23 protein-coding genes and 2 tRNA genes are annotated in these 23,817 nt (G+C 61.3%); 13 read left to right on the forward strand and 12 right to left on the reverse strand.

Annotation, left to right across the window (positions count from 1 at the left end):
• Positions 1-44: 44 nt before the first annotated feature.
• The gene (locus KKY_RS05565; protein ID WP_014130339.1) at positions 45-1,331 is read right to left on the reverse strand and encodes a glycosyltransferase; all 1,287 of its coding nucleotides are present in this window, start codon (positions 1,329-1,331) and stop codon (positions 45-47) included.
• A 129-nt stretch (positions 1,332-1,460) separates the two neighbouring features.
• On the opposite strand from KKY_RS05565, the gene argC reads away from it, so the two are divergent.
• The 4 genes from argC to glpX all read left to right on the forward strand — a co-directional run bounded on the left by argC (position 1,461) and on the right by glpX (position 6,472).
• Positions 1,461-2,513, forward strand: coding sequence for an N-acetyl-gamma-glutamyl-phosphate reductase (argC, locus tag KKY_RS05570; RefSeq protein WP_041528606.1), 1,053 nt, complete (start codon positions 1,461-1,463; stop codon positions 2,511-2,513).
• A 175-nt stretch (positions 2,514-2,688) separates the two neighbouring features.
• On the forward strand, positions 2,689-3,903 hold the full coding sequence (locus KKY_RS05575) for an LL-diaminopimelate aminotransferase (RefSeq protein WP_041529142.1): 1,215 nt from the start codon (positions 2,689-2,691) through the stop codon (positions 3,901-3,903).
• Between the two features lie 247 nt (positions 3,904-4,150).
• Positions 4,151-5,497: a homoserine dehydrogenase gene (locus tag KKY_RS05580; RefSeq protein WP_139305110.1), complete on the forward strand. Its 1,347-nt coding sequence runs from the start codon at positions 4,151-4,153 to the stop codon at positions 5,495-5,497.
• Positions 5,498-5,500: 3 nt separating this feature from the next.
• The gene (gene glpX, locus KKY_RS05585; RefSeq protein ID WP_014130343.1) at positions 5,501-6,472 is read left to right on the forward strand and encodes a class II fructose-bisphosphatase; all 972 of its coding nucleotides are present in this window, start codon (positions 5,501-5,503) and stop codon (positions 6,470-6,472) included.
• On the opposite strand, the gene KKY_RS05590 is transcribed toward glpX, so the two are convergent.
• Positions 6,473-7,006 (reverse strand): hypothetical protein, encoded by a 534-nt coding sequence (locus KKY_RS05590; RefSeq protein WP_014130344.1) that lies wholly within the window; start codon positions 7,004-7,006, stop codon positions 6,473-6,475.
• A gap of 180 nt (positions 7,007-7,186) precedes the next feature.
• Between KKY_RS05590 and recJ the strand changes: the two genes are divergently transcribed.
• The 7 genes from recJ (at position 7,187) to KKY_RS05625 (ending at position 15,330) form a co-directional block, all read left to right on the forward strand.
• Entirely contained in the window at positions 7,187-8,977 is a 1,791-nt protein-coding gene (gene recJ / locus KKY_RS05595) for a single-stranded-DNA-specific exonuclease RecJ (protein WP_014130345.1), read from the forward strand.
• Positions 8,978-9,105: 128 nt separating this feature from the next.
• Positions 9,106-10,335: an SAM-dependent methyltransferase gene (locus tag KKY_RS05600; RefSeq protein ID WP_139305101.1), complete on the forward strand. Its 1,230-nt coding sequence runs from the start codon at positions 9,106-9,108 to the stop codon at positions 10,333-10,335.
• A gap of 93 nt (positions 10,336-10,428) precedes the next feature.
• The gene (locus KKY_RS05605; RefSeq protein ID WP_014130347.1) at positions 10,429-11,478 is read left to right on the forward strand and encodes a FecCD family ABC transporter permease; all 1,050 of its coding nucleotides are present in this window, start codon (positions 10,429-10,431) and stop codon (positions 11,476-11,478) included.
• On the forward strand, positions 11,475-12,527 hold the full coding sequence (gene fepG, locus KKY_RS05610) for an iron-enterobactin ABC transporter permease (protein WP_014130348.1): 1,053 nt from the start codon (positions 11,475-11,477) through the stop codon (positions 12,525-12,527). The genes KKY_RS05605 and fepG overlap by 4 nt, the downstream gene beginning before the upstream one ends.
• Before the next feature lie 14 nt (positions 12,528-12,541).
• Positions 12,542-13,390 (forward strand): ABC transporter ATP-binding protein, encoded by an 849-nt coding sequence (locus tag KKY_RS05615; RefSeq protein WP_014130349.1) that lies wholly within the window; start codon positions 12,542-12,544, stop codon positions 13,388-13,390.
• Positions 13,391-13,397: 7 nt separating this feature from the next.
• Entirely contained in the window at positions 13,398-14,357 is a 960-nt protein-coding gene (locus KKY_RS05620; RefSeq protein WP_050811663.1) for an iron-siderophore ABC transporter substrate-binding protein, read from the forward strand.
• Positions 14,358-14,379: 22 nt separating this feature from the next.
• On the forward strand, positions 14,380-15,330 hold the full coding sequence (locus KKY_RS05625) for an ABC transporter substrate-binding protein (protein ID WP_014130351.1): 951 nt from the start codon (positions 14,380-14,382) through the stop codon (positions 15,328-15,330).
• Between the two features lie 33 nt (positions 15,331-15,363).
• Here KKY_RS05625 and KKY_RS05630 read toward each other — a convergent pair whose 3' ends face one another.
• The 6 genes from KKY_RS05630 to KKY_RS05655 all read right to left on the reverse strand — a co-directional run bounded on the left by KKY_RS05630 (position 15,364) and on the right by KKY_RS05655 (position 19,162).
• Positions 15,364-16,116, reverse strand: coding sequence for an SDR family NAD(P)-dependent oxidoreductase (locus KKY_RS05630; RefSeq protein WP_014130352.1), 753 nt, complete (start codon positions 16,114-16,116; stop codon positions 15,364-15,366).
• A 68-nt stretch (positions 16,117-16,184) separates the two neighbouring features.
• Complete coding sequence (locus tag KKY_RS05635; protein ID WP_014130353.1) at positions 16,185-17,576, reverse strand: dipeptidase; 1,392 nt, start codon at positions 17,574-17,576, stop codon at positions 16,185-16,187.
• A 220-nt stretch (positions 17,577-17,796) separates the two neighbouring features.
• Positions 17,797-17,871: transfer RNA gene (locus KKY_RS05640), tRNA-Glu, on the reverse strand.
• 130 nt (positions 17,872-18,001) lie between these two features.
• Positions 18,002-18,077 (reverse strand) — tRNA-Glu (locus tag KKY_RS05645).
• A gap of 95 nt (positions 18,078-18,172) precedes the next feature.
• Positions 18,173-18,637, reverse strand: coding sequence for a YcbK family protein (locus tag KKY_RS05650; protein WP_014130354.1), 465 nt, complete (start codon positions 18,635-18,637; stop codon positions 18,173-18,175).
• A gap of 108 nt (positions 18,638-18,745) precedes the next feature.
• Complete coding sequence (locus KKY_RS05655) at positions 18,746-19,162, reverse strand: VOC family protein (protein ID WP_014130355.1); 417 nt, start codon at positions 19,160-19,162, stop codon at positions 18,746-18,748.
• Positions 19,163-19,396: 234 nt separating this feature from the next.
• Here KKY_RS05655 and KKY_RS05660 point away from each other — a divergent pair, with 234 nt between their 5' ends.
• Both KKY_RS05660 and KKY_RS05665 read left to right on the forward strand, forming a co-directional pair.
• Positions 19,397-20,023: a cold-shock protein gene (locus KKY_RS05660; protein WP_083823973.1), complete on the forward strand. Its 627-nt coding sequence runs from the start codon at positions 19,397-19,399 to the stop codon at positions 20,021-20,023.
• A 35-nt stretch (positions 20,024-20,058) separates the two neighbouring features.
• Positions 20,059-20,526: a DUF192 domain-containing protein gene (locus tag KKY_RS05665; RefSeq protein WP_014130357.1), complete on the forward strand. Its 468-nt coding sequence runs from the start codon at positions 20,059-20,061 to the stop codon at positions 20,524-20,526.
• A 19-nt stretch (positions 20,527-20,545) separates the two neighbouring features.
• Here KKY_RS05665 and KKY_RS05670 read toward each other — a convergent pair whose 3' ends face one another.
• The 4 genes from KKY_RS05670 to KKY_RS05685 all read right to left on the reverse strand — a co-directional run bounded on the left by KKY_RS05670 (position 20,546) and on the right by KKY_RS05685 (position 23,815).
• Positions 20,546-20,980 carry a universal stress protein gene (locus KKY_RS05670; protein ID WP_014130358.1) on the reverse strand — a complete coding sequence of 145 codons (435 nt, stop codon included), beginning with the start codon at positions 20,978-20,980 and terminating at the stop codon, positions 20,546-20,548.
• A gap of 132 nt (positions 20,981-21,112) precedes the next feature.
• Positions 21,113-22,051 (reverse strand): pca operon transcription factor PcaQ, encoded by a 939-nt coding sequence (gene pcaQ / locus KKY_RS05675; protein ID WP_014130359.1) that lies wholly within the window; start codon positions 22,049-22,051, stop codon positions 21,113-21,115.
• A 107-nt stretch (positions 22,052-22,158) separates the two neighbouring features.
• Entirely contained in the window at positions 22,159-23,088 is a 930-nt protein-coding gene (locus tag KKY_RS05680) for an SMP-30/gluconolactonase/LRE family protein (RefSeq protein ID WP_014130360.1), read from the reverse strand.
• Entirely contained in the window at positions 23,078-23,815 is a 738-nt protein-coding gene (locus KKY_RS05685) for an ABC transporter ATP-binding protein (protein WP_014130361.1), read from the reverse strand. The genes KKY_RS05680 and KKY_RS05685 overlap by 11 nt, the downstream gene beginning before the upstream one ends.
• Positions 23,816-23,817 lie beyond the last annotated feature (2 nt).

Genomic DNA, 23,817 nt, shown 5'->3' on the forward strand with positions numbered 1-23,817 from the left:
AAAAGCACGGGCCGGTGACTGGAGACAGTTGCCGGCCTTTTTTGTCACGCCAGCTTGCGCTCGCTGCGCGGCTGGTAATTGGCCATCACGCGTTCGATCACCTTGATCGCCTTGCCCGTGCCGTCCTCGGCGCGCAACTGCTCGCCGATCTTTTCCGCATTGCGTGCGAAACCGGGGTTGGAATCGAGCTGGCTCAATGCATCGGCGAGAGCCTCGGCGGTCAATTTGCGCCGCCGCACAGGCTTGGGACCGCACCCCATTTCATGGACCCGACCGCCCCAATAGGGCTGATCGACCATCTGGGGCACAATGAACGTCGGCTTGCCCAGCATCAGCCCGGATGCCGTGGTTCCCGCGCCGCCATGATGGACCACCGCTTTCACATATTTGAAAAGCTGGTCGTGCGGTGCGCGATCGATGACATAGACCCGGTCGGCGGGCAGATCGTCGGGCTTGATGCCACCCCAGCCGCGCCCCACAACCACGCGCCCGTTCCACATGGTCAGCGCTTCGCGCAGGATGTCGGTGTTACGGTCCGCGCCCCAGGGCATGGATCCGAACCCCACATAGATCGGCAGAGGCCCTTTATCGAGGAAGGTCTTGAACTCCTCGGACGGCTGCCAGCCTGAATTATCGGGCAGCATCCAGTAGCCGGTGACGATCGAGGTCTTCGGCCAGTCGCGCGGGCGAGGCGAAATGATCTCGGAATAAGCGTTGAGCGTCCACAGCGGAGTGCCGTCGGTATCCTTGAAGAACCCGCCATTCTTGCGTGGCCCAAGCCCCATCAGTTCCCGGCGCAGCTTGTTGCGCGGCAGATTGTAGTAGATCTGCTGCACGGTCATCGTCGAATAGGTCAGCCGGTTTATGGTTTTCCCGAAGGTCGGCCCGTAATAGATACACAGCGGAAATTCGCTGGTCGAATTGAGCGGCTGCAACGCGGCGACGATGGCGGGAATATCGAGCGCCTCGGCGATGTCGATGGAAAAGCTCGTATTCATGTTGAGCATGATGCAGTCGGCGCCCTGGGCCATATCCCACGCTGATCGGGCGGCGCGGTCGACGATCTTCTGGCCCTGGCGGAGCAGGGCGGGGGCGTTGACCAGAAGATTCTGGTTCATGGCGCGCTCGAACTGGCTCTGCTTGACGAATTCCTGCATCGAGGGCCCAAGGCTCCAGAACTCGATGCCATAGCCGGTAACCATCGATTCGAAATCGTCGGTGGTCCCGATGACGACCGAATAGCCCTGTGCGATCATCGCTCGTGCCAGCGCGACATAAGGCTGAACGTCACCTTGCGTGCCCAGTGTGGCCATCGCAATGCGCTTTGTCATCTTCACCTCAATACCCCTGCCGCGGCGGGTGCGCCCATGGCGCGTGGGTCATTTACATTGTCGTTACAGAGCATTATGACGACCCCTCGCGTGTTTCATTTACACAATCGGACAACGAGGGCAAGTCAGATGCAACCGCCGAAGACAGCCGCACTTCTTGGTGCTTCCGGGTACACCGGAGCTGATCTTTTGCGCCTTGGCGTGCGTCACCCGGGCCTCAAATTTGTGGCCCTGACCGCCAATACCCATGCGGGCAAGCCGATGGCCTCGGTGTTCCCGCATCTTGCCATGGCCGGTCTGCCCGATCTGGTGGCCAACGAAGACGTGAATTTCTCCGATATCGACGTCGTGTTCTGCGGGTTGCCGCACGGAACGAGCCAGAAACTGGTTGCCGATATCGCCCAAGAAAATTCCTCCCTGCGTGTTATCGATATGGGGGCCGATTTCCGGTTCCGCAATGCCGAGGATTATGGCCCGGTCTATGGCGCCGACCACGTCGCGCCCCATTTGCAGGAAAAGGCGGCCTATGGACTGACCGAGCACAACCGCGATGCAATCCGCGACGCGCAGATCATCGCGTGCCCCGGTTGCTATCCCACGGCGACGCTTCTTGCGCTTCTGCCGCTGGTCAAGTCAGGCGCGATTTCGACCGATGACATGATCATCGACGCCAAATCCGGCGTCACCGGAGCGGGCAGGGCACCCAAGCAGAACACCCTTCTTGCCGAAGCCGGCGAGAGCCTGACGCCCTATGGCGTTGGCGTGCACCGGCATGCCCCCGAGATCGAGCAGGAAATCGGTCTGGCGGCTGGCAAGAAGGTCGCCGTCAACTTCACTCCGCATCTCATCCCGATGAGCCGCGGCGAGTTGATTACGGCTCACGTGAAGCTCGACGGCGCCAAAAACGCTGACGAGGCCCGCAAGATCTTGGCCGATGCCTATGAGGGCGAGCCGTTCATCCGCGTCGCGGAAAAGGGCGTCATTCCCTCGACCGGCCACGTGCGCGGCTCGAACTATTGCGTCATCAATGTCTTTGACGACCGCATTTCCGGCCGGGTGATCGTCATTGCCGCCATCGACAATCTGGTGAAGGGGAGCGCCGGACAGGCAATCCAGAACTTCAACGTGGCCTTCGGCTACCCCGAGGCGACCGCTATCGAGGCTCTGCCGCTCTTTCCCTAAGAGCGCCAGGGCCGGTAAAGACCACGGCGCGGGCCGGTCTTTTATGTCGAAGCGGACGCCCGTTCATACTTTGAACACCATGATAGCCAGATAATATCCTTTGCGTGCCGCGCGTCTCAATCGCGCCGCAGCATCGGGTCACAACGGGATCGAACCCGATCCCATCGAGGACAAAATGAGCGAAGAATTCCATCGCATCCGCCGCCTGCCACCCTATGTGTTCGAGCACATCAACCCGATCAAGGCCAAGGCGCGCGCCGAGGGGGTCGACATCATCGATCTCGGCATGGGCAATCCCGATTTGCCGACGCCCACCCACATCGTCGAAAAGCTCAAGGAAACCGTCAAGGACCCGCGCACCCACCGCTATTCGACATCGCGGGGCATTCCCGGCCTGCGCAAGGCCCAGGCCTCCTATTATGGCCGCCGGTTCGGCGTGAAGCTCGATCCCAACACCCAGGTGGTCGCCACGCTCGGTTCCAAGGAAGGTTTTGCCAACATGGCACAGGCCATCACCGCGCCTGGCGATGTGGTGCTGGTTCCAAATCCGACCTATCCGATCCATTCGTTCGGCTTCATCATGTCGGGCGGCGTCGTGCGGTCGATGCCTGCTGATCCAAACGAGGATTTCATGCGCTCGCTCGACCGGGCGGTGCGTCATTCGATCCCCAAGCCGATAGCGCTGATCCTCAACTACCCGGCCAACCCGACGGCTTATGTCGCTTCGTTCGATTTCTACAAGGAGGTGGTGGATTACTGTCGCCGCAACGAGATCTTCATTCTCTCCGATCTCGCCTATTCCGAGATCTATTTCGATGGCGAACCGCCCCGTTCAGTGCTCGAAGTTCCGGGCGCCATGGATGTAACGGTGGAATTTACGTCCATGTCCAAGACCTTCTCCATGCCCGGCTGGCGCATGGGCTTTGCCGTGGGCAACGAGCGACTGATTGCGGCGCTGGCGCGCGTCAAATCCTATCTCGACTATGGCGCGTTCACCCCCATCCAGGTCGCCGCCGCTTCGGCCCTCAATGGCGATGATTCCTGTATCGACGAGGTGCGCAGCATCTACCGCCACCGCCGGGACGTCATGGTCGAAAGCTTCGGCCGCGCCGGCTGGCACATTCCCACCCCGGCAGCCACCATGTTCGCCTGGGCCCCGATCCCCGATCAGTTCGCCGATCTGGGGAGCCTCGAATTTGCCAAGCTGCTGATCCGCGAGACCGGCGTCGCCGTGGCGCCCGGCGTGGGCTTCGGCGAATATGGCGACCAGTATGTGCGCCTCGCCTTCGTTGAAAACGAGCAGCGCATCCGGCAGGCCGCCCGCGCCATCAAGAAGTTCCTGAGCGGCTCGGCCAGCAACGGAAACGTCGTTCCGCTCGCCAAAGGCTGAGGTTTCGTCCTCACAAGGGTTGACCTGTAGGCAATTTCCTATTCATGGTCGCGCGCATCTGAAAATGCAGTGTGCGACCATGAGTGATATCGACAGTTTCAAGACCTCAATCGAGACCTTCATCTCTGAACGCGGATGGACACCCACGCGGTTCGGACGGGAGATCGCCGGAGATCCGCTGTTCGTTTTCGATCTGCGAGAGGGCCGCGAGCCGCGCAGCGAAACCCGCCAGCGCATTGCCCGCGCCATGCAGGTCTATGCATCCGGAGAGGGCGGGGATACGCGCCCGCTGCGCATCGGCATCGCCGGCCTAGGCACTGTCGGCGCCGCCCTCATCCGCATTCTCACCGAAGATGGCGATGCCATCGCGCGCAAGCTGGGCCGCCGGCTTGTCGTTTCGGCGGTCTCCGCACGCTCGCGCTCGCGCGACCGGGGTGTGGACATCTCACCTTTCAAATGGTTCGACGATCCTGTTGCCCTGGCCCGGTCGGGCGAAATCGATCTTTATGTCGAACTGATCGGCGGCGAGGACGGCCCGGCGCTTGCTTCGGTCACCGCCGCACTTGAAAACGGCTGCCCGGTTGTGACCGCGAACAAGGCGCTGCTGGCCCGCCACGGCGTGGCACTCGCTGCTGCCGCCGAGGCTGCCCATGCCCAGCTCGGGTTTGAGGCTGCAGTGGCCGGCGGCATTCCAGTCATCAAGACGCTGCGTGAGGGATTGGGCTCTGCCGCCATCACGCGCGTCTATGGCATCATGAATGGCACCTGCAACTACATCCTCACCCGTATGGGCAATGAAGGAATCGGCTTTGAGGAATGCCTCAAGGACGCCCAGGCGCTGGGCTATGCCGAGGCCGATCCCACCTTCGATGTCGAAGGTTTCGATACCGCGCACAAGCTGGCTATCCTTGCAAGCCTTTGCTTTGAAACAGAAATTTCGGCCGACCAGGTGTTCGTCGAAGGCATTTCGCGCATTACACAGGCTGACATAAAAGTTGCCGCAGACCTCGGATACAAGATCAAGCTTCTGGGCATGGCCCGCAAGGTCGAAAGCGGAATCGAGCAGCGCGTGCATCCCACACTTGTCAGGAAATCGAGCGCCATCGCCGGTGTGGACGGCGTGCTCAACGCCGTGGCGCTGGAAACCAACCATGTGCAGGAACTGCTTCTTGCCGGGCCGGGGGCCGGCGGCGAGGCGACGGCGGCGTCGGTTCTCTCGGACATTCTCGACATTGCCCGCGGCACGCAGGTCCCGCCCCTCGGCGTGCCCAGTTCAGAGCTCAAGCCCTGCGAACGCGCGCCCATGCGCATTCATGAAGGCGGTTATTATATAAGGCTGAATGCAAGAGACGTTCCCGGTGCGCTTGCAGCCATTGCCACCCGCATGGGTGAGGGGAACATTTCGCTCGAAAGCGTCATCCAGCGCCCCGACCTGCGGGCCAGTGAGCCGGGCGTTGAGGAAGAAACCTCACGCACCGTGGTGCTCATCACCCACGAGACGATCGAAAGCGCTGTGCGCGAAGCGCTCGAACGGATTGCCAAGGACGGGTTTATCGTGGGACAGCCTCAACTGATCCGCATCGAGGAGTTTTGACCCGTGGCCCAGCCCGAGCCAATCCAAGCAAAGGTCGATGGCAATCTCACCCTTGAGATCGCCCGTATCACCGAACGCGCTGCCATCGCGGCGGCCGGTTGGCGCGGCCGGGGCGACGAGATGCGCGCCGACCAGGCCGCTGTCGAAGCCATGCATGTTGCCCTCAACAACATCGATATCGCCGGAACGATCGTTATCGGCGAGGGCAGGGGGGCTCCCCTGCTCGGCTTCGAGGAAGCGGTCGGCACGGGCGCCGGACCGGAAATCGAGGTTGCCGTCGATCCCCTCGAAGGTGTCACCGGCTGCGCCAAGAATCTTTCCGATTCTCTTTCGGTGATGGCATTCGCCGAGCGCGGGGCCCTGCTGCGGGTGCCCGATGCCTATATGGAAAAAATCGCCATCGGCCCCGGCTATCCGGACGGCGTTGTCGACCTCGACAAATCGGCGACCGAAAACATCGAGGCGCTTGCCCGGGCCAAGGGCGTTTCCACATCCGACATCGTCACCTGCGTTCTCGACCGGCCTCGCCACGCGCCGCTGATCGCCGAATTGCGCGATCTGGGCGTAGCCGTCAAACTGTTGCCCGATGGAGATATTGCCGCGGTCATTCACGCAGCCAACAGCGACGATACGGGTATCGACATCTATCTCGGCTCGGGCGGCGCCCAGGAGGGCGTTTTGGCCGCCGCCGCCATGCGATGCATGGGCGGCCAGATGCAGGGGCGTCTGATCCTCGACACGCCCGACAAGCGCACGCAGGCTCGCGAGATGGGACATGCCGATGCCACCGCGAAATTTTCCGCCCTGGATATGGCGAGAGGCGACGTTCTGTTTGCCGCCACCGGCGTTACCGATGGCAGCCTGTTGCGTGGGGTGAAGCTTCTGCCGCGCAAGATCGTCACCTCCAGCGTGGTCATGCGCTCATGGTCGCACACCATCCGTTGGATAACCGCCGAACATGGCCGGGTGAACTAACTATTCCAGGCCCAGCACCTGCCGGGCCCGCTCTTCGGCCGTATCTCCCGCCGCAATCACCTCGGGCGCCGTTTGCCCAAGCGCGCGGGCGGCTTCTTCAGCGGCACTGCGCACATTGGCGACGACCTGCAATTTCTGCTCGTCGGTCATGTTGTCGTCGCGCATCTGAGCGGCATTGTCGACCAGGGTATCGATCTGGACCTCTATGGCATCCCCGGCGGACGTCATCTGCTCGCTCAGTGCGCTCATGGCGTCGTCACCCATCTCAACGATTGTATCGCCGGCCTCCTGGCTGTCTTCCATTATGGATTCGAAGGTCTGCTGCGCGTCCTGTTCGATTTCCTCGCGGCGCTGCTGCATTTCCTCGGGTGACATGGTTTCGGCGGGGGCATCGGGCTCTTCGACCGGCTCGGCGAAGGCTTCCGGATTTCCGGCATCGGGATTGGGTGTTTCGGGCGCCTCCGTCCGGCTTTCGCAGGCGGCCAGCGTCAGCGCGGAAATAAGCGCAAATGGCAGGATCAATTTTGTATTCATCGACAAATCCCTCGAAAAAATCATGGATCGGGTTTTGCGCAACCGTCCGATGGAAAAACGGCGAGATGGGGCCGATGTTCCCATGCTGGGCCGGCTTGTCGCAGGGCGAAAGCGAAATTCCGTGCAAAAACGCCCGCTTCGGACTATCGAATAAACGGGATCACCGTCTATAGATACCTTATGAAGCCCGAGCCTCAAGCCTTTCTCAACGTTGAAAGATCGGTCTGTGGCAAGCGCTGGGTCGATCGGCTCGATCCTGCCGCCGGGCGCATGGCGGGTGCCATAGCGCAGCAGACAGAACTGCCCGAAATTCTTGCCCGCATCGTGGCTGCGCGCGGTGTCTCGGTCGAAGACGTCCAGACCTTCATTGCACCGACCATCCGCGAGTTGATGCCCGACCCTTCCATCCTGGCCGGAATGGACGGGCTGGCCCGGAGATTGGCTCGGGCCATTGCGGACAACGAGCCCATCGGGCTGTTCGGCGACTATGATGTCGACGGCGCCAGCGCGGTGGCGCTGATGGTGCGCTATCTGCGCCATTTCGGTCTGAACCCGCCCATCCATATCCCCGACCGCATTTTTGAAGGTTACGGCCCCAACAATGCGGCCATGGAAAGCCTGATCGAGCAGGGCGTCTCCGTGATCATCACGCTCGATTGCGGCACCGCCAGCCACGCACCCATCGCGCATGCCAAATCTCTTGGCGCCGACGTTCTGGTCATCGACCATCACCTTGCGCCCGATACGCTTCCCGACACGGACGGGTTGGTCAATCCCAACCGGCGCGACGACATTTCGGGGCTGGGTTATCTGTGCGCCACAGGGGTCGCCTTTATGGTCCTGGTCGCAACCAACCGGGTCCTTCGCGAAGCGGGCAGGGCCGGTCTGCCCGACCTCATGGGCTGGCTCGATCTTGTGGCGTTGGCAACCATATGCGACGTCGTTCCGCTCAAAGGACTCAACCGCGCCTTCGTGCTCCGCGGTCTCGACATGGTGCGGGCAGGCAAAAATGTCGGACTCGCCAGCCTCGCGATTGCCGCGCGCGTCTCGGGTCCGGCCAATGCCTACCATCTGGGATTTCTGCTTGGCCCGCGTATCAATGCCGGTGGACGTATCGGCGATGCGGGGCTCGGTGCGCGGCTTCTGGCCACCGATGACGAATACGAAGCGCTGGCGATTGCCCAGCGCCTCGATGAACTCAACGCCGAACGGCAGCGCATCGAAGTCGCCGCCGTCGAGCAGGCCGTTGCTGCCGCGGAAATGGAAATCGGCGAGGGCCCCGGACCGGCCGTCCTTGTGACCGGTTCGTCGGACTGGCATCAGGGCATTGTCGGGCTGGTCGCGGCGCGGCTCAAGGAACGCTTCGGGCGCCCCGCCTTTGCCATGGCGCTGGGCGCGGATGGCGGCGGCACCGGTTCGGGCCGCTCGATACCCAGGGTCGATCTTGGTGCGGCCGTCGTCGACGCCGTGCGCGGCGGGATCATCGCCAAGGGCGGCGGTCACGCCATGGCGGCGGGTGTGACGCTCGCGCCGGGACAACTCGGCCCATTCCGCCAGTATCTCAACGATACCCTCGCTGACGATGTCCTGGCCGCCCGCGCTGAAGACGGGCTCAAGATAGACGCGGCGCTCACCGCGCGCGGCGCCAATCCCGAGTTCATCCACCAGATCGACCGGGCCGGCCCGTTCGGTGCGGGCAATCCCACCCCGGTGTTTGCGCTTCCCACCCACCAGATCCGCTTTGCCGACATTGTCGGGGCCGGCGGCCATGTGCGTTGCACGGTCAATTCGGGTGATGGCGCCAACCTCAAGGCTATCGCCTTCCGTGCTGCCGGCACCCCGCTGGGCGATGCCCTGCTCAAGGCCCGCGACGGGCAGCGCCTTCATGTCGCGGGCACACTCAATATTGACCATTGGCAAGGACGCGAAACGGTCCAATTGCGAATTATCGATGCAGCCATACCGGGTTAGCTGCTCTTGCATCGCGGGACATGGCGGTTAAGATCGTGTGTCAGGGCTGCAATCTGAAATCGATCCTGGTTCGTATCTGGACCTATACAGCAGTTTCGATTGCCCGCGCAGGCAGGGGATGAGGGTCAATGAGTCAAGCCACTATCGATCGTGAGCAAGTGCAACCCGGATTGGGAACACGGATCAAGTCCGTGCTGCTCGAAAAGATTGGCGCCGCGCTGATGGGGGTACCGCGCAAGGGAGCGCTCACGGTTACCTTTCCCAGCGGTCGCTGCCGAACCCTGGGCGACGCCGCGACCGGAGAACACGCATTCCTCAAGCTCAACAACTTCCGTGTGCTCAAGGCCGCAATGCGGCGCGGCACGCTCGGCTTTGCCGAAGCCTACATGCGGGGAGACATCGAGATTAAGGACCTCACGGCCCTGTTCCGATTCTTTCTCCAGAACCGCGATATATTCGACAAGGCCAACCCGGGGATATTCCGCCGCGCGGCCCAGGACCTCGCTTACCACATGTCGCGGCCCAATACCCGCGAGGGCAGCCAGAAAAACATCGCCGAGCACTATGATCTCGGCAACGATTTCTATGCCGAATGGCTCGATCCCTCGATGACCTATTCCTCGGCCTATTTTGCCGGCCAGGACATTTCTCTCGAAGAGGCTCAGCGCGCAAAATATCAGCGCATAATGGTCATGGCCGGAATCCGCCCGGGCCATCATGTCCTCGAGATCGGTTGCGGATGGGGCGGTTTTGCGGAAATGGCGACCCGGGCAGGTGCTCATCTGCGTGGCATAACGCTCTCCCGGGAACAGCTCAAATACGGTATCGAACGCCTCGAAAGGCAGGGGCTCGCCGATTTCGGCAAACTCGTTTTCGAGGATTATCGCGACACAAAAGGTTCATTCGACCACGTCGCTTCGATCGAAATGATCGAGGCGGTTGGGGAGGAGCACTGGCCCGACTATTTCAAGACCGTCCACGACAGGCTCAAACCCGGCGGCACCGCTGCCATTCAGGCAATCACCATCGCCGAGCGCGATTTTGAAATCTACAAGGCCTATCCCGACTTCATCCAGCGCTACATTTTCCCCGGCGGTATGCTGCTCACCAAGACCGTGATGAAGGAAGCGGCGGCCAGGGTGGGGCTGGTGCTCGAGGCGACAGATTGCTTCCGGCTCGACTATGCCCAAACATTGCGCGCCTGGAGCAGGCGGTTCGTCGAACGCTGGGAAACGATTGCCAAGCTGGGTTATGACGAAGCCTTCAAGCGCAAATGGCTCTACTACCTTGCCTATTGCGAGGCTGGATTTACCGAAGGCACTATTGACGTCGGCATCTACCAGTATCGGCGGCCGTAATGGCACGGCGCGTCCGCATTTAACTTGACTGCGCAAATCATAAAATATAGCTAGGCCCAATCCCGCTGACTATCGCCGGAGCGATTGGCGCCAGTGACTGCTATTGCCGAACAAGCCCAGGCCGCACGCCGGCCCGGCGTCGCCGCAAACAATGCGCGGCGCCTGACCGGGCTCCTGATCTGCCTCGCGGTGCTGCTCCTGGCGGTGCTCGCCAGCATTGCCGTCGGCTCGCGCGACATTCCGCTTCCCACAGTCATCGATGCGCTCTTTGCCTATGACGATTCCAACGACCATGCCATCGTCCAGACCCTGCGCCTGCCACGTACGGTTCTCGGACTGCTGATTGGCGCAGCGCTGGGAATTTCGGGCGCGTTGATCCAGGCACTGACCCGTAACCCGCTCGCTGATCCGGGCATTCTGGGTGTCAATGCCGGCGCCAGCTTTTTCGTTTTGATTGCCGTGGGCTATTTCGGCATGACCTCGCTGCAATCTTACATCTGGTTCGCCTTTCTCGGCGCCATCGTCACCACGGTCGCGGTCTATGCCGTTGGCTCGTCGGGACGGAACGGGGCCACACCGGTGACGCTCACGCTGGCCGGCGTTGCCATCGGCGCGATCCTTGGCGGGGTTTCCACGGCGCTGACGCTTCTCAACCCCACGGCATTCGACCGCATGCGCTTCTGGGCTGCCGGCGCACTGAGCGGGGGGACGTATGAGGCGGTCTCCACGGTTGCGCCGTTCATAATTGTGGGTCTGCTGCTGGCCGCCGTGATGGCCCGTCCGCTCAATGCCGTGGCGCTGGGTGACGATCTGGCGAAATCACTCGGTGCCAACATCGTCAGGGTTCGCACGATCGTCGTGATCGCGGTTACCCTGCTTGCCGGTGGCGCGACGGCGGCGGCCGGCCCGATCGGGTTCGTGGGTCTGATGGTACCGCATGTGGCCCGCTGGATCGTCGGTCCCGATCAACGCTGGATCATGGCCTATACAGTGGTCCTGGCGCCCGTGCTGCTTCTGGTTTCCGATATTGTGGGCCGGATCGTCATGCGTCCCGGCGAAATCCAGGTCGCTATCGTGACGGCATTCATCGGCGCGCCGGTGCTGATCCTGCTGGCGCGCAGGCGCAAGGTGAGCGGGCTATGAGCGCCATCGATTTCGGCCGACCCACCAAGATATTGCGCCTGTTCGATGGCCGGGTCACCATGCGCCTCGATATGCGCGTCCTTGGGCTTGTCGGCATCATGCTCGTCATTGCCTTGGTCGTCACCTTGCTGGCGCTCTCCAGCGGCGAGTATCCCGTCGCTCTGCCTGATGTGATTGCAGCTCTGACCGGGCAGGCCGAGGGCCGGATACACATGGTCGTGGTCGAGTGGCGCCTGCCGCGATCGCTTCTGGCCGTTATCCTTGGCGCGGCGCTGGGCATGAGCGGTGCGGTGTTTCAGTCGCTCACCCGCAATCCGCTCGGCAGCCCCGACGTGATCGGCTTCAATTCGGGTGCCTATACCGGCGCGCTGATCGCCATCATCGTCTTTTCGGGCAATTACTATCAGATCGCCGGTGGCGCCTTGCTCGGAGGCGTTCTGACCGCCCTTGCGGTCTATGCCCTGGCCTGGCGGCGTGGCGTGCAGGGGTTCCGGCTCATCATCGTGGGCATCGGCATGAGCGCCATGCTGTCCTCGCTCAACACCTGGCTGATGTTGCGCGCCAAGCTTGAAGTGGCCATGGCCGCGGCCGTTTGGGGCGCGGGATCTCTCAACGGCCTCGGCCTGGACAAGCTGTGGCCCACGCTCGTGGTCCTCGGGGTGTTGATCCCGCTGGTGCTCATGCTGGGCCGGCCGATGAAACAGCTCGAAATGGGCGACGACGCGGCCCGCGCCCTCGGCATTCGGGCCGAGCCGGTGCGCCTCGCTCTGCTCGTGCTCGGCGTGGCGCTGACCGCGACCGCGACTGCCGTCGCCGGTCCCATCTCGTTCGTGGCGTTGGCCGCGCCGCAAATCGCGCGACGCGTCACCGGCGCTGCCGGGGTCGCCCTGCTGCCCTCGGCGGCCATGGGGGCGCTGCTTCTCGCACTTGCCGATTTTCTGGCGCAGCGTGCCTTTGCTCCCACCCAGCTTCCGGTGGGTGTGGTCACCGTTTCGATCGGTGGCCTCTATTTCGTCTGGCTCCTGATGCGGGAAGCAAGGCGGCAATGACAGGAGATGCCAGGATGAACAAGCATGTCGATCCCGCCGGACTGGGCGGCCTGTCACGTCTTTCCGCGGAAAAGGCGACCATCGGGTACGACAACCGGGTGATCTCGCGTGAGCTTTCGGTCCGGATTCCCGACAACGGCTTTACCGTAATCGTGGGTGCCAATGCCTGCGGAAAATCGACGCTCCTGAGGGCTCTTTCTCGCCTTATCCACCCCAGCCAGGGTCAGGTCATGCTCGACGGCAAGGCGATTTCGCACTACCCGGCAAAGGAAGTCGCCCGCCGCCTCGGCCTCCTGCCGCAAACCTCGATTGCCCCGGAAGGCATAACCGTCGCCGATCTCGTGGCCCGGGGCCGGTATCCGCACCAGAAATTCATCCGCCAGTGGTCGGTCGATGACGAAGCCGCCGTCGTCTCTGCCATGGAGGCGACAAAGATAACGCCGCTCTCGCATCGGCTGGTCGACGAGCTGTCCGGCGGCCAGCGCCAGCGTGTCTGGGTCGCCATGGTCCTGGCGCAACAGACGCCGATGCTGCTGCTCGACGAACCGACAACCTATCTCGATATCGCCCATCAGATCGAGCTTCTTGAATTGCTCAGCGTGCTCAACAGGCGCGAGGGACACACGGTGGTTGCCGTGTTGCACGACCTCAACCACGCCTGCCGCTATGCAAGTCACATCATCGCGATGCGGGACGGCCAGATTCTCGCCGAAGGCGCTCCGGCCGAGATCATCACCGCGGACCTGGTCGAACAGGTTTTCGGCCTGCCCTGCATCATCATCGAGGACCCGCTGGCCAAAACGCCAATGGTCATTCCCCGTGGTTCGATTCCTCACGCCGAGCCCAATCCGGTTAAAATATGAGGACATCATGAAACCGATCGCCTTCCTTGCGGCAACCGCCGCGCTTCTGCTTGCGCAGCCCGCGTTCACCCAGGATGCATTTCCGGTGACCCTCGAGCATTTCTATGGCGAGACGGTTATCGAAGCCGAGGCCGAGCGCATCGTCACCATCAGCTGGATGGCACAAGACACCGTGCTGGCCCTTGGCGAGGTGCCTGTCGCCATCCAGAGCCAGACCTGGGGTGGCGACGAAAACGGCTATCTTCCCTGGGTTAAGCAGGCCGTCGAGGACCTGGGGCAGGAGCTGCCTGCAACCCTGGACACGTCGAACGGTCTTCCGTTCGAGCAGATACTCGAACTCGAACCGGACCTCATCCTCGCACCTTACAGCGGCATCAGCGAGGACGACTACGATCGCCTGTCGGCCATAGCGCCAACGGTGGCCTACAAGGAGGCGCCCTGGACCGGTAGCTGGCAATATGTAGTCGAAACGGTCGGCGCAGCGATGGGGCGCAGCGAGGAGGCCGCAGGTTTGATCGCACAAACGCACGATCGCATCGCTCGGTATGCAGCGGACAATCCCCAGTTTGCCGGCCGCACCTTTGCCTTTGGAGGCGGTTCGGACGCGGGCAATGTCGGACTTTATATTCCGTCAGATCCACGCGTGCATCTTATGGAAGATCTTGGGCTGGTGCCGGCTGAAGCGCTAAACGAGTTGGCGACCGACAATTACGTCCAGCAGGTCAGCTTCGAGCAGCTCGACAGCGTCGACGCCGAAGTCTTCATCGCCTGGTACTCCAGCCAGGACGATCTCGATACCATAATGGCAAACCCGCTTTTTGCCCGCTGGAGACCCATTGCCGAGGGCAATTTCGTGCCGCTGATCGATCGGGCTTTCGTCATGGCTCTCTCGGCTCCTTCGCCGTTGTCGATCCCGTGGATGATGGACCGGTTCGTGCCGATGCTCGCAGAGACCCTCGAACAATAAATCAAGCCAAGGGAACGCTTTGATGAAACGCCTGACATTCATATCCGTAGCTGCCATCCTGTTGGCCGCAAGCGCGTCAGCGGCTCACGCTCAGGAATGGAGCTTCACCGATGGCGCGGGAAACACGATCACCCTCGATAGTCCGCCCGAACGGATCGTTGCGTTCTCGTCTTCAGCGGCCGGCCTCATGCAATTCGGTATCGAGCCGGTCGGGATTTTTACCGATGAGAGTACGTCCGAAAAAAGCTATGCCGAATTCGACCTTTCGGGCATAGAAGTGGTCCGCACGGCTTACAATGAGCTGCAGGCCGAAAGCCTGCTGGCCTTCGACCCGGATCTCATCGTCACCGAGTACTGGCCGCGCACCGGTGACTACAGTGGCGGTGACGCGATGCGCCCCGACGGCCAGTTCGCCGACATCGCTCCCATTGTGGGCGTTCTGCAGGGCGATTCCGTTCTGGGGCTGATCGAAGACTATGGCGCGCTCGCCGACGCCCTCGGCGCTGATCTCGATGCTCCGGAAATCCAGGAGCAGCGTAACGCTTTCGAGGAAGCGCGCGCTGCGCTCACCGAGGCGGCCGAAGCCAAGCCGGGTTTGACTGTAATGGCCGCCTGGGCCGATGCCGACAGCCTCTATGTCGCTACCCCTGCCGGAGCCGCGGAACTGAATGACTTCGCCTCCTGGGGGCTCGACATGGTCGAACCGGATGTGCCCGAAGGTGAGTATTGGGGGATCCTGAGCTGGGAAAACGCGGACACTTACCCCGCCGACGTGTTGTTGCTCGACGACCGGTTCGGCACGGCGACGCGGGAAGCTGTTGAAGCTCAGCCGTTGTCCAGCCTGATCCCTGCAGTCGCCGCGGGCCAGGTGGGCGATTGGCCGGCCTGGTGGATCAGGACATACAGTGCCTATACAACCGAGCTCGAAAAGCTCACGGCCCTCGTCGAAGACGCCGAAGTCGCAGGCAATTGAGATTGGGGGAAGGGCGGCCCCGAGCCGCCCTTTTCACTTTCTGGGCTGGGCAATCAATCGCGACATCAGGGCGAAGAACACCGGATAGGGCAAGAGCCGGATCGCCTTGAGGATCAGCACGAACCGAAGCGGGAAAGCGATCTCGAACTTTTTCGAGTTCAGCAGGCCATCGACAATTCTCTTGCCCGCATCCTCGGCCTCCATGAGAAACGGCATGGGGAAATCGTTCTTGGCGGTCAGGTCCGTCTTGACGAATCCGGGGCAGATAACCCGCACCGCTATGTTGTCGGGGGCAAGTTCGGTCCGCATGGTTTCGGCAAGCGCGATCATTGCCGATTTGCCCGATGAATAGGCCGCCGAGCGCGGCAGGCCGAAATACCCCGCCACTGAAGCGACCAGCGCAATTTCCCCGAACCCCTGATTGCGCATCTGTTCGATCACCGGTTCGATCACCCGCATGGCGCCGAGCAGGTTGGTGTCTATGATTTTCGCAAAGCTTGCATAGTCGTAGCGGCCCGGTTTGGTGACCTCCCAGGCGGCAACAGAGAAGACGACGAGATCGATCTTGCCCAGATCTTGAGCGATACGGGCAACGGTCGCGTTGACCGCATCGAAGTCGGTGACATCGAGAGGGTAGGGACGGGCTCCATGGCTCACGGCCAGAGCATTGAGAGGCTGTTCGCGCCGCCCCGAAATGGCCACGGTCCAGCCACGCTGCGAAAGCTGTTTGACTGTCTCGGCGCCGATTCCCGAACCGCCGCCGAGCACCCATGCAACCTTTGCCATCTGCTACCTCTTTTCGCGCGCTATGAACGTCAATACGAAACGGGTGCGTTCTGGATCAGGTTGCGTGGTTATTTCGACAGCGCGTCGAGCACCCGCACCCAGGAGCGGATGCCCTTATGGTAGCTTTCGAGATTGTACTTCTCGTTGGGCGAATGGATCCGATCATCGGTCTGGGCGTAGCCGATCAGAAGCGAATCCATGCCCAGTTTGCGCTTGAAATCGCCCACGATCGGTATGGAGCCGCCCGAACCCGCAATTGCTGCCTCGCGGCCCCACTCGTCCGTCAGCGCCCCCAGCGCCTTTTGCAGCATGGCGCCGTCCGATGGGACCACCGACGCCGGGCTCGCGCCATGCTCATGGAAGGTCACGGTGCAATCGGCGGGCACCCGCGCTTCAACATGAGCGCGGAACGCCTTGCGGATCTTGTGTGGATCCTGGTTGCCGACCAGCCGGAAGGATATCTTGGCTCCCGCCTTGGCCGGGATCACCGTCTTGAACCCGTCGCCGGTATAGCCGCCCCACATGCCGTTGATCTCGCAGGTCGGGCGCGATGTGATCTGCTCGAGCACCGAGCGGTCCTTTTCGCCAGCGGGTTCCGACAGCCCGACTGCGCCCAGATAGCCCTTTTCGTCGAATGGCAGCCGCTTCCATTGCTCGGCGACTTCAGCGGGCAGTTCGGGCACGTCGTCATAAAAACCCTCGACGGCAACCGAGCCGTCGGGATTGCGCAGCGAGGCGATGATCTCGGCGAGAACCTGATTGGGGTTGCGCGCGGCGTTGCCATACATGCCCGAATGCAAGTCGCGGCTCGCGGCCTGGATTTCGACGTTGTCGGCCATCAGTCCACGCAACATGGTGATGATCGAGGGCGTTTCCTCGTCCCACATGTCCGTATCGCAGACCAGCGCGATATCGGCCTTGAGTTCGTCGGCGTTCTCCTTGAGAAAACCATCCAGTGATGGCGATCCGGACTCTTCCTCACCCTCGAGCAGCACCGTGACGCCGACGGGAAGTGAGCCGCGCACGGCCTTATAGGCCCGGCAGGCCTCGATGAAGGTCATCAACTGGCCCTTGTCGTCGGACGCGCCGCGCGCAAGGATGACCTTTCGCCCGTTCTCCTCGCCAATTTTCGGTTCGAAGGGCTCGCTGGTCCAAAGCTCGATCGGATCGACCGGCTGGACGTCATAATGGCCGTAGAAAAGGACATTCGGTCCCGCAATGCTGCGCTGATGGCCTACCACCATCGGATGGCCGGGGGTAGGGCGCACCGCAGAATCGAAATCGAGACCTTGCAGTTCATTGGTCAGCCATTCGGCTGCCTTGTGACATTCCCCGGCATAGGCCGGATCGGTGGAAATCGAAGCAATCCGCAAAAGCGTGAACAGCCGCTCCAGGCTCTGGTCGATATTGGCATCGACATGGGAGAGCACGGCATCGAGCGGAGCATTGGCGTCAGTCATTGCGGAAATATCCGTTATTGGTTTGGAAGTGAGACGACCTTACCAGCCGGCTCGGGCCAGTAAAGAAATTTTGCCGACCGTATGGATCGATATTTCAAAAGGAGGATTGGCGCGCTTGAGAAGTGCCACTTCGAACGCGCCTGCGAGCGAAGAGCGAGCCGGCCGGGCAGGCCGCCCTAGCGGAGCGTCGAACGAAGTGAGGCTGGCGTGAGCGAAATGATGGCGCGCCCTACGGGACTCGAACCCGTGTTACCGCCGTGAGAGGGCGGCGTCCTGACCGCTAGACGAAGGGCGCCTAGAGAACCGAAATATCTCCGCGATGAAGGGGATGCGGAAGGATTTCGGGACCGTTTGTCGCCAGCATAGATAGCGTCGTGCATCAACCGATGCAATGGAAAACGGCCAAATCTTCTCAAGGAAAAGATTGGCGCGCCCTACGGGACTCGAACCCGTGTTTCCGCCGTGAAAGGGCGGCGTCCTAGACCGCTAGACGAAGGGCGCGGCGGGCGTCTGCGGATCACCGCGTCGGCCAGTGAGCGGGTGTATAGGGGGGGCTTTGCGATTGCGCAATACCCAAATTCGATTTTATTTCAATTTCAACAGCCACTGAATGTAACCGGGCCGCGATAGCCGCGTGGACGGTCGCGCACATCCACATGCACGAAGTTCTGCCCGGGGTAGCAACCCAGACCGCCGACCAGCCCGTTGTTGCGCGCATAAGCGATGACGCGCGATTTGGCGATGCCGGGAATGTAGAAGTCGGCGGCCATGCATTTGGTGTGGAACGAGGATTCCGCACCGCCGACCGAGGCGTTGTGCCAAGGGGTGCGATAGCCCGAATTCATAACGACCTTTTTGCCGAAATGGCCCTCGATATCCCAGATCAAAAGCCGCAATTTGGGCGAGAGACAGAAGGCGTTGACGTTGGAATGGGAAACATAGGTCCCCCAGTCGGACCGCAGGCCGTTATATCCCGCACCGCTGCCCGAGGCGAACATGGCCATCGGAGCGCAGGCGCCGAGCAGGCATACCATGACGATCAGGCTGGACAATATACGCATTAGAACCACTTCCGTGTCGGGGTGAAACAGTCCCAGGCCACGGACACAAAAATACCGGCGGTTGCCTAACCGCCGGTCAATCAGCGTGGTTAATTTCCCGTTACGCGTTTACCACGTGCCGGTGTTGGGCATCGAGGCCCAGGGCTCCTGCGCTTCGAGATTGCCGTCCTGAAGCAGTTCGACCGAGATCCCGTCGGGCGATTTGACGAAGGCCATGTGGCCGTCGCGCGGCGGCCGATGGATTGTATAGCCCATGTCCTGCAAATGCTGGCAGAGGGCATAAATGTTCTCCACCCGATAGGCCAGATGCCCGAAATTGCGGCCGCCTGTATAGTCTTCGGGGTCCCAGTTGTAGGTCAGCTCGACCTTGGCGTTTTCGTCACCGGGGGCGTGCAGGAAGACAAGTGTGAAACGCCCTTTTTCATTTTCGATGCGATGCGACTCAACAAGGCCCAGCCCTTCGCCATAAAAGCGAAGGCTCTCCTCGATGCTGGAAACGCGCACCATTGTGTGAAGATATTTCAAAGCAAGGCTCCGGCTCTTTTGTGTTCGCGCCCCAACGCAGTGGACGCAGGGCAGACGCGAGGCTAACAGAACCCGGCACCGATGGCCAAGCCAGGCTTTGTCCGGCGGTTTGGTTAATTGCTGTCAACAAATTTATGAATGGTTCTTAACTTTTGCTTCTGAATCGGCCAAACTGCACGGCATTGTTCAAGAGTACCTGCAGCTTTGCAGGAACGTGTGTGGAAGGCGTTGCGCATGGGGGCGAAGGACATTTCCGGCACCGGACCAGGCTCCAAGAGGGTGGGCCAGGACGATACCCGTTCGGAGGGATCCGAACAGGATTTCCAGAATCCGGCGGCAGACTTCGATGTGATCGAGGTCGTCGGCACGATCAAATGGTTCGACGCGGGCAAGGGGTTTGGCTTTATCGTGCCCGACACCGGTGGAGCCGATGTGTTGTTGCACGTCACCTGCCTGCGGCGCGACGGTTATCAGACGGCCTATGAGGGTGCCCGCATCGTGGTCGAGGCGCTCAACCGCCCCGGGGGACTCCAGGCGTTCCGCATTGTTTCGATGGACGAATCGACAGCGCGCCATCCCGCGCAGATGCCCGCCGCCCGCACGCATGTGCATGTGGAGCCGACATCAAAGCTCGAACGTCTCGAAGTCAAATGGTTCAACAGGGTGCGCGGCTTCGGCTTTCTCTCGGCAGGCGAGGGGCATCCCGACATTTTCATTCATATGGAAACCCTGCGTCAGTTCGGACTGACTGAACTGCGTCCCGGCCAGTTTGTGCTGGCCCGCTACGGCGACGGTCCCAAAGGCCTTATGGTTGCCGAAATTCGCCCCGATGGTTGGGGCGACGCTCCGTCTTCCCACTGAGGGGCGGCTTGTTTTCAGCAGGTTCCAAGGTTTTCATGCGCGCTATCGGAAATCTCGTTTTGTCGGCGCTGATGCTGCTCGCCGCCCTCGCTCCGGCTCTTGCGCAGGACGGTGAGGATGTCGCGGTGATCAATTCGGGCGATCAGAGCTTTACGTTCACAGTGGAGATCGCAGATACGCCCGAGGAAACCGCGCGTGGACTGATGTTCCGCGAGGAGTTGGCACCCGATGCCGGCATGCTGTTCGATTTTGTCGAGGAGCGGCCCGCCAGTTTCTGGATGCAGAACACCCTCATCTCGCTCGATATGCTGTTTATCAAGGCGGATGGCGAGATCGTGCGCATCCATGAAAACGCCGTCCCCATGGACACAACCCCGATCCCATCGGGCGAGCCGATCCGCTTCGTTCTGGAAATTCCCGGCGGACGGTCCGCCGAACTGGGCCTCGAAGCGGGAGCGCGGCTCGAGCACCCCCGGGTCCAGGCGGAAGTCCAGCCGCAATAGGCTTGTGCCCGCTCTTCGATCAGCGAACGACCAGAACGGGAATCGTGCTTGCCGTCAGCACCTCAGTCGTCTGACTGCCCAGCAGCATCTTGCGGAACCCGCGGCGTCCGTGGGAGGCCATGACGATCAGGTCTGCACCGATTTCCTGTGATGCCTCGATTATGGCGTCGGCCGGATAGCGGTTGGCGATGTGCCGCGTTTTGCATTCGACCCCGCTTTCGGATGCGAAACGGGCCGCCTCTTCGAGGATGTCTTTCACCGCGGCATGCATCGCTTCGTCATATTCGGCAATTGTCGCCGGTCCGGCCACGGCCAGCGCGCCCGATGCCCACATATCGGTAACAGTTATGACGGTCACCCTGGTGCCCAGTTGCTTGGCCAGTTTAAGGCCCTGATCCAACCCCTTGGTGGACAGTTCCGAGCCATCGGTTGCGATGAGAATGTGTTTGTACATGGCGCGTCTCCTTTGGTTGAAACAACGCTAACCCACCGCGATCCGTTGCGACTTGATGTGGGTCAACCGCTGATACGCGCGAGACGGCACAGTTGTTCGTCTCATGGATCCGCATAAATCCGCAAGCCGCCGCTACGGCTTGGTGGAAAGTTTGCCCAGCCGAATGTAGTCCTGAACCACCGAATGCAGAATCTTGATAAAGATCTCAACCGATGGGCTGGTGGGGGCGGGGCCTCTGCAAGTCAGGCCGACGGGCCCCATCGTGTCGCTGGTATCGACCGGTAGCAGGCTGAATCGCCCGGCCTCTACGGCTTTGGAGACAACCCCGTCGGAAATCACCCAGACGGCATCCGACTCTTCGGTAAAGGCCTTCCCGAAGGATGCCGAAACCGATTCGATGGCATGGGGAAGTTCGGCCATCCCATGGGCCAGCAGGAAATCATCGACATAAGGGCGAATGACCGACCCCTCCGGCGGCATCAGGATCGGATAGTCGCGGATTGCCGTGAAGGTGAAGCGGTCGGCCTGGATCAACGGGTGGTTGGTGCGCACCACGAACCGCACCTGCTCGGAATAGAGGTATTCGAACCTCAGTCCCATCATCTGGTTTGCGGGCGAAAGTCGGCCGATCACGATGTCCAGATCGGCGTTCCGCAATTGATCGACAAGCGGTTTGGTTTCCCCGGTGACGATCTTGATGGAGCTTCCGGTCCTTTCGGCAAGGAATTTGGTCAGGGCGAGTGGAATTATTCGCGATGCGACAGTGGGCAGGGCGCCAATCTTGAGCGGGGGGGCCGCGTCGGTTCGGGCAAGGCTGTCGATGCCCAACTGAATGGCCGCCACCGACGCGCCGGCATGCTTGAGAAAAACCTCGCCATATCTTGTGATCCGAACCCCGCGTCCCTCTCGGTCGAAGAGTTTCTTGCCCACGATGTCTTCGAGCTCACGAATGGTCTTGGTAACGGCGGGCTGGGTAACGCCAAGAACGTCCGCCGCCTTTACAATGGACCCTTGCCGGGAGACTTCGATCAACGTTCTCAGATGACGAAATCTTATGCGAATATTTTCCATCGCTTGTATTCCGAATTCCTACGCCGGGATGTCCCGGCCCGAACCGTCACAAGGTCCTTGATTGATCAGGGCCAGCGGCGGCTCGCCTGGGAGTGTTGCTGGAAAAATCATCGAAGGGTGCGCGGCGAGCGTTCCCCGGTAATGGGACTCGTCGCAGTGCTCGAAGCCGCAGCAAAATTCAGTCGATGCTCGACGCGTCCCTTTACGCCCGCGTCGAATGCCAGCACGTGTCCGGCGAGTGGCTCTCGCTCCCGTTGCCCGGGGGGCACCGGTTCAAGAGCACTGGTTATGAACAGGCGATCAAGGCCCGGTCCACCGAATGCCAGGCACGTAGGATGGCTGACTGGAAGCTCGATCGATTGCAAGATTTCCCCGTCGGGGGCGTATTGGCAGATGCGGCTGCCGGCGTATACGGCGTTCCAGAGGTTGCCCTGGGCATCGATGCAGCTACCGTCAGGTCGCGCGGGGGGCGTTGTCGTCGCGAAAATTTGCCGATTGGAAATCTTGCCTGACGCCGCGTGGTCACATCTCCAGATGGCATGCGCCCGGGTATCGGCGAAATACATGCGGGCGCGTGACTGATCAAAGGCAAGGCCATTGGGGATTGAAAGCCCATCAATCTCGGTAAACACCGCCCCTTCGGGCGATATTCGATAGAGCTTGCCGCGGGGGGCATAATCGGCTTCACGAAGCGTGCCGACCCAGAAATTGCCATATGGATCGGCGCGGCCATCATTTTTGCGGTTTTCCGGACGGCCAGGCTCCGGATCTACGAAAAAATCCTGTTTCCCCGTTTCGGGATCATAGAGATAGAGCCCGTCATCACAGGCGAGAACCAGGTTCCCATCCTCGCAAAGGGCGATCGATCCCAGACGCCGCGCCTTTACAGGATGGCAATGGCGCTGACCAGAATCGGGGTCGTAGCTCCAAAGCCGGCCCTGCAGGATATCGACCCACCAAAGACGCTCGGTGCGTTCGCACCAAAGCGGGCACTCACCGAGCCGGCTCGGCTCGAACGATATCTGCTCAAATTCCATTGGCGGGTGCTTCCACATTGGCATGACCGCCGAGGAACAATTGGCCGACCCGCGGGTCGGAGAGCAATTTGGCGGCAGGCTCATGCATGCGGGTCCGCCCCAGTTCCAGGACAAGGCCATAGTCCGACATGGCCAGGGCAGCCTTGGCATTCTGCTCGACCATGAGGACTGTCACACCCTGGTCGCGCAGCTTTGTCAGTGTGCGAAAGACTTCCTGAACGAGATTCGGGGAGAGGCCGATCGAGGGCTCGTCTATGAGGATCAGCTTGGGGTCGAGAAGCAAAGCGCGAGCGATCTCGAGTTGCTTTTGCTGCCCCCCCGACAGTTCAATCGCTTTCTGGTTCCGCCGTTCGCGCAAGGTGGGGAACTGGTCCATGACCTGTTCCATGCGGTCCCTGACCTTTTGTTGGTCGGGCGAGGTGATGCCACCGAGTTCGAGATTATGATAGACAGACAGTTGCGGAACGACATTTCGGCCCTGCGGCACATAGGTCACACCGCGCGCGATCATTTCGGCCGGCGTGCGCCGCGTCACATCCTCTCCGTCGAGTATGACATTTCCCGATTGAATGGAGAGCAATCCGAAAATGGCCTTGAACGCCGTCGATTTGCCGGCGCCATTGGGCCCGATAATCGTGGTGATCGATGCGGGCGGAATCTTGAAGGACGTCCCGTTCAGGATCGTGATCTTGCCGTAGCCGCCGTAGATATCCTTGAGTTCAAGCATGG

This window comes from Pelagibacterium halotolerans B2 (assembly GCF_000230555.1).
In the GTDB taxonomy this organism is placed as follows: domain Bacteria; phylum Pseudomonadota; class Alphaproteobacteria; order Rhizobiales; family Devosiaceae; genus Pelagibacterium; species Pelagibacterium halotolerans.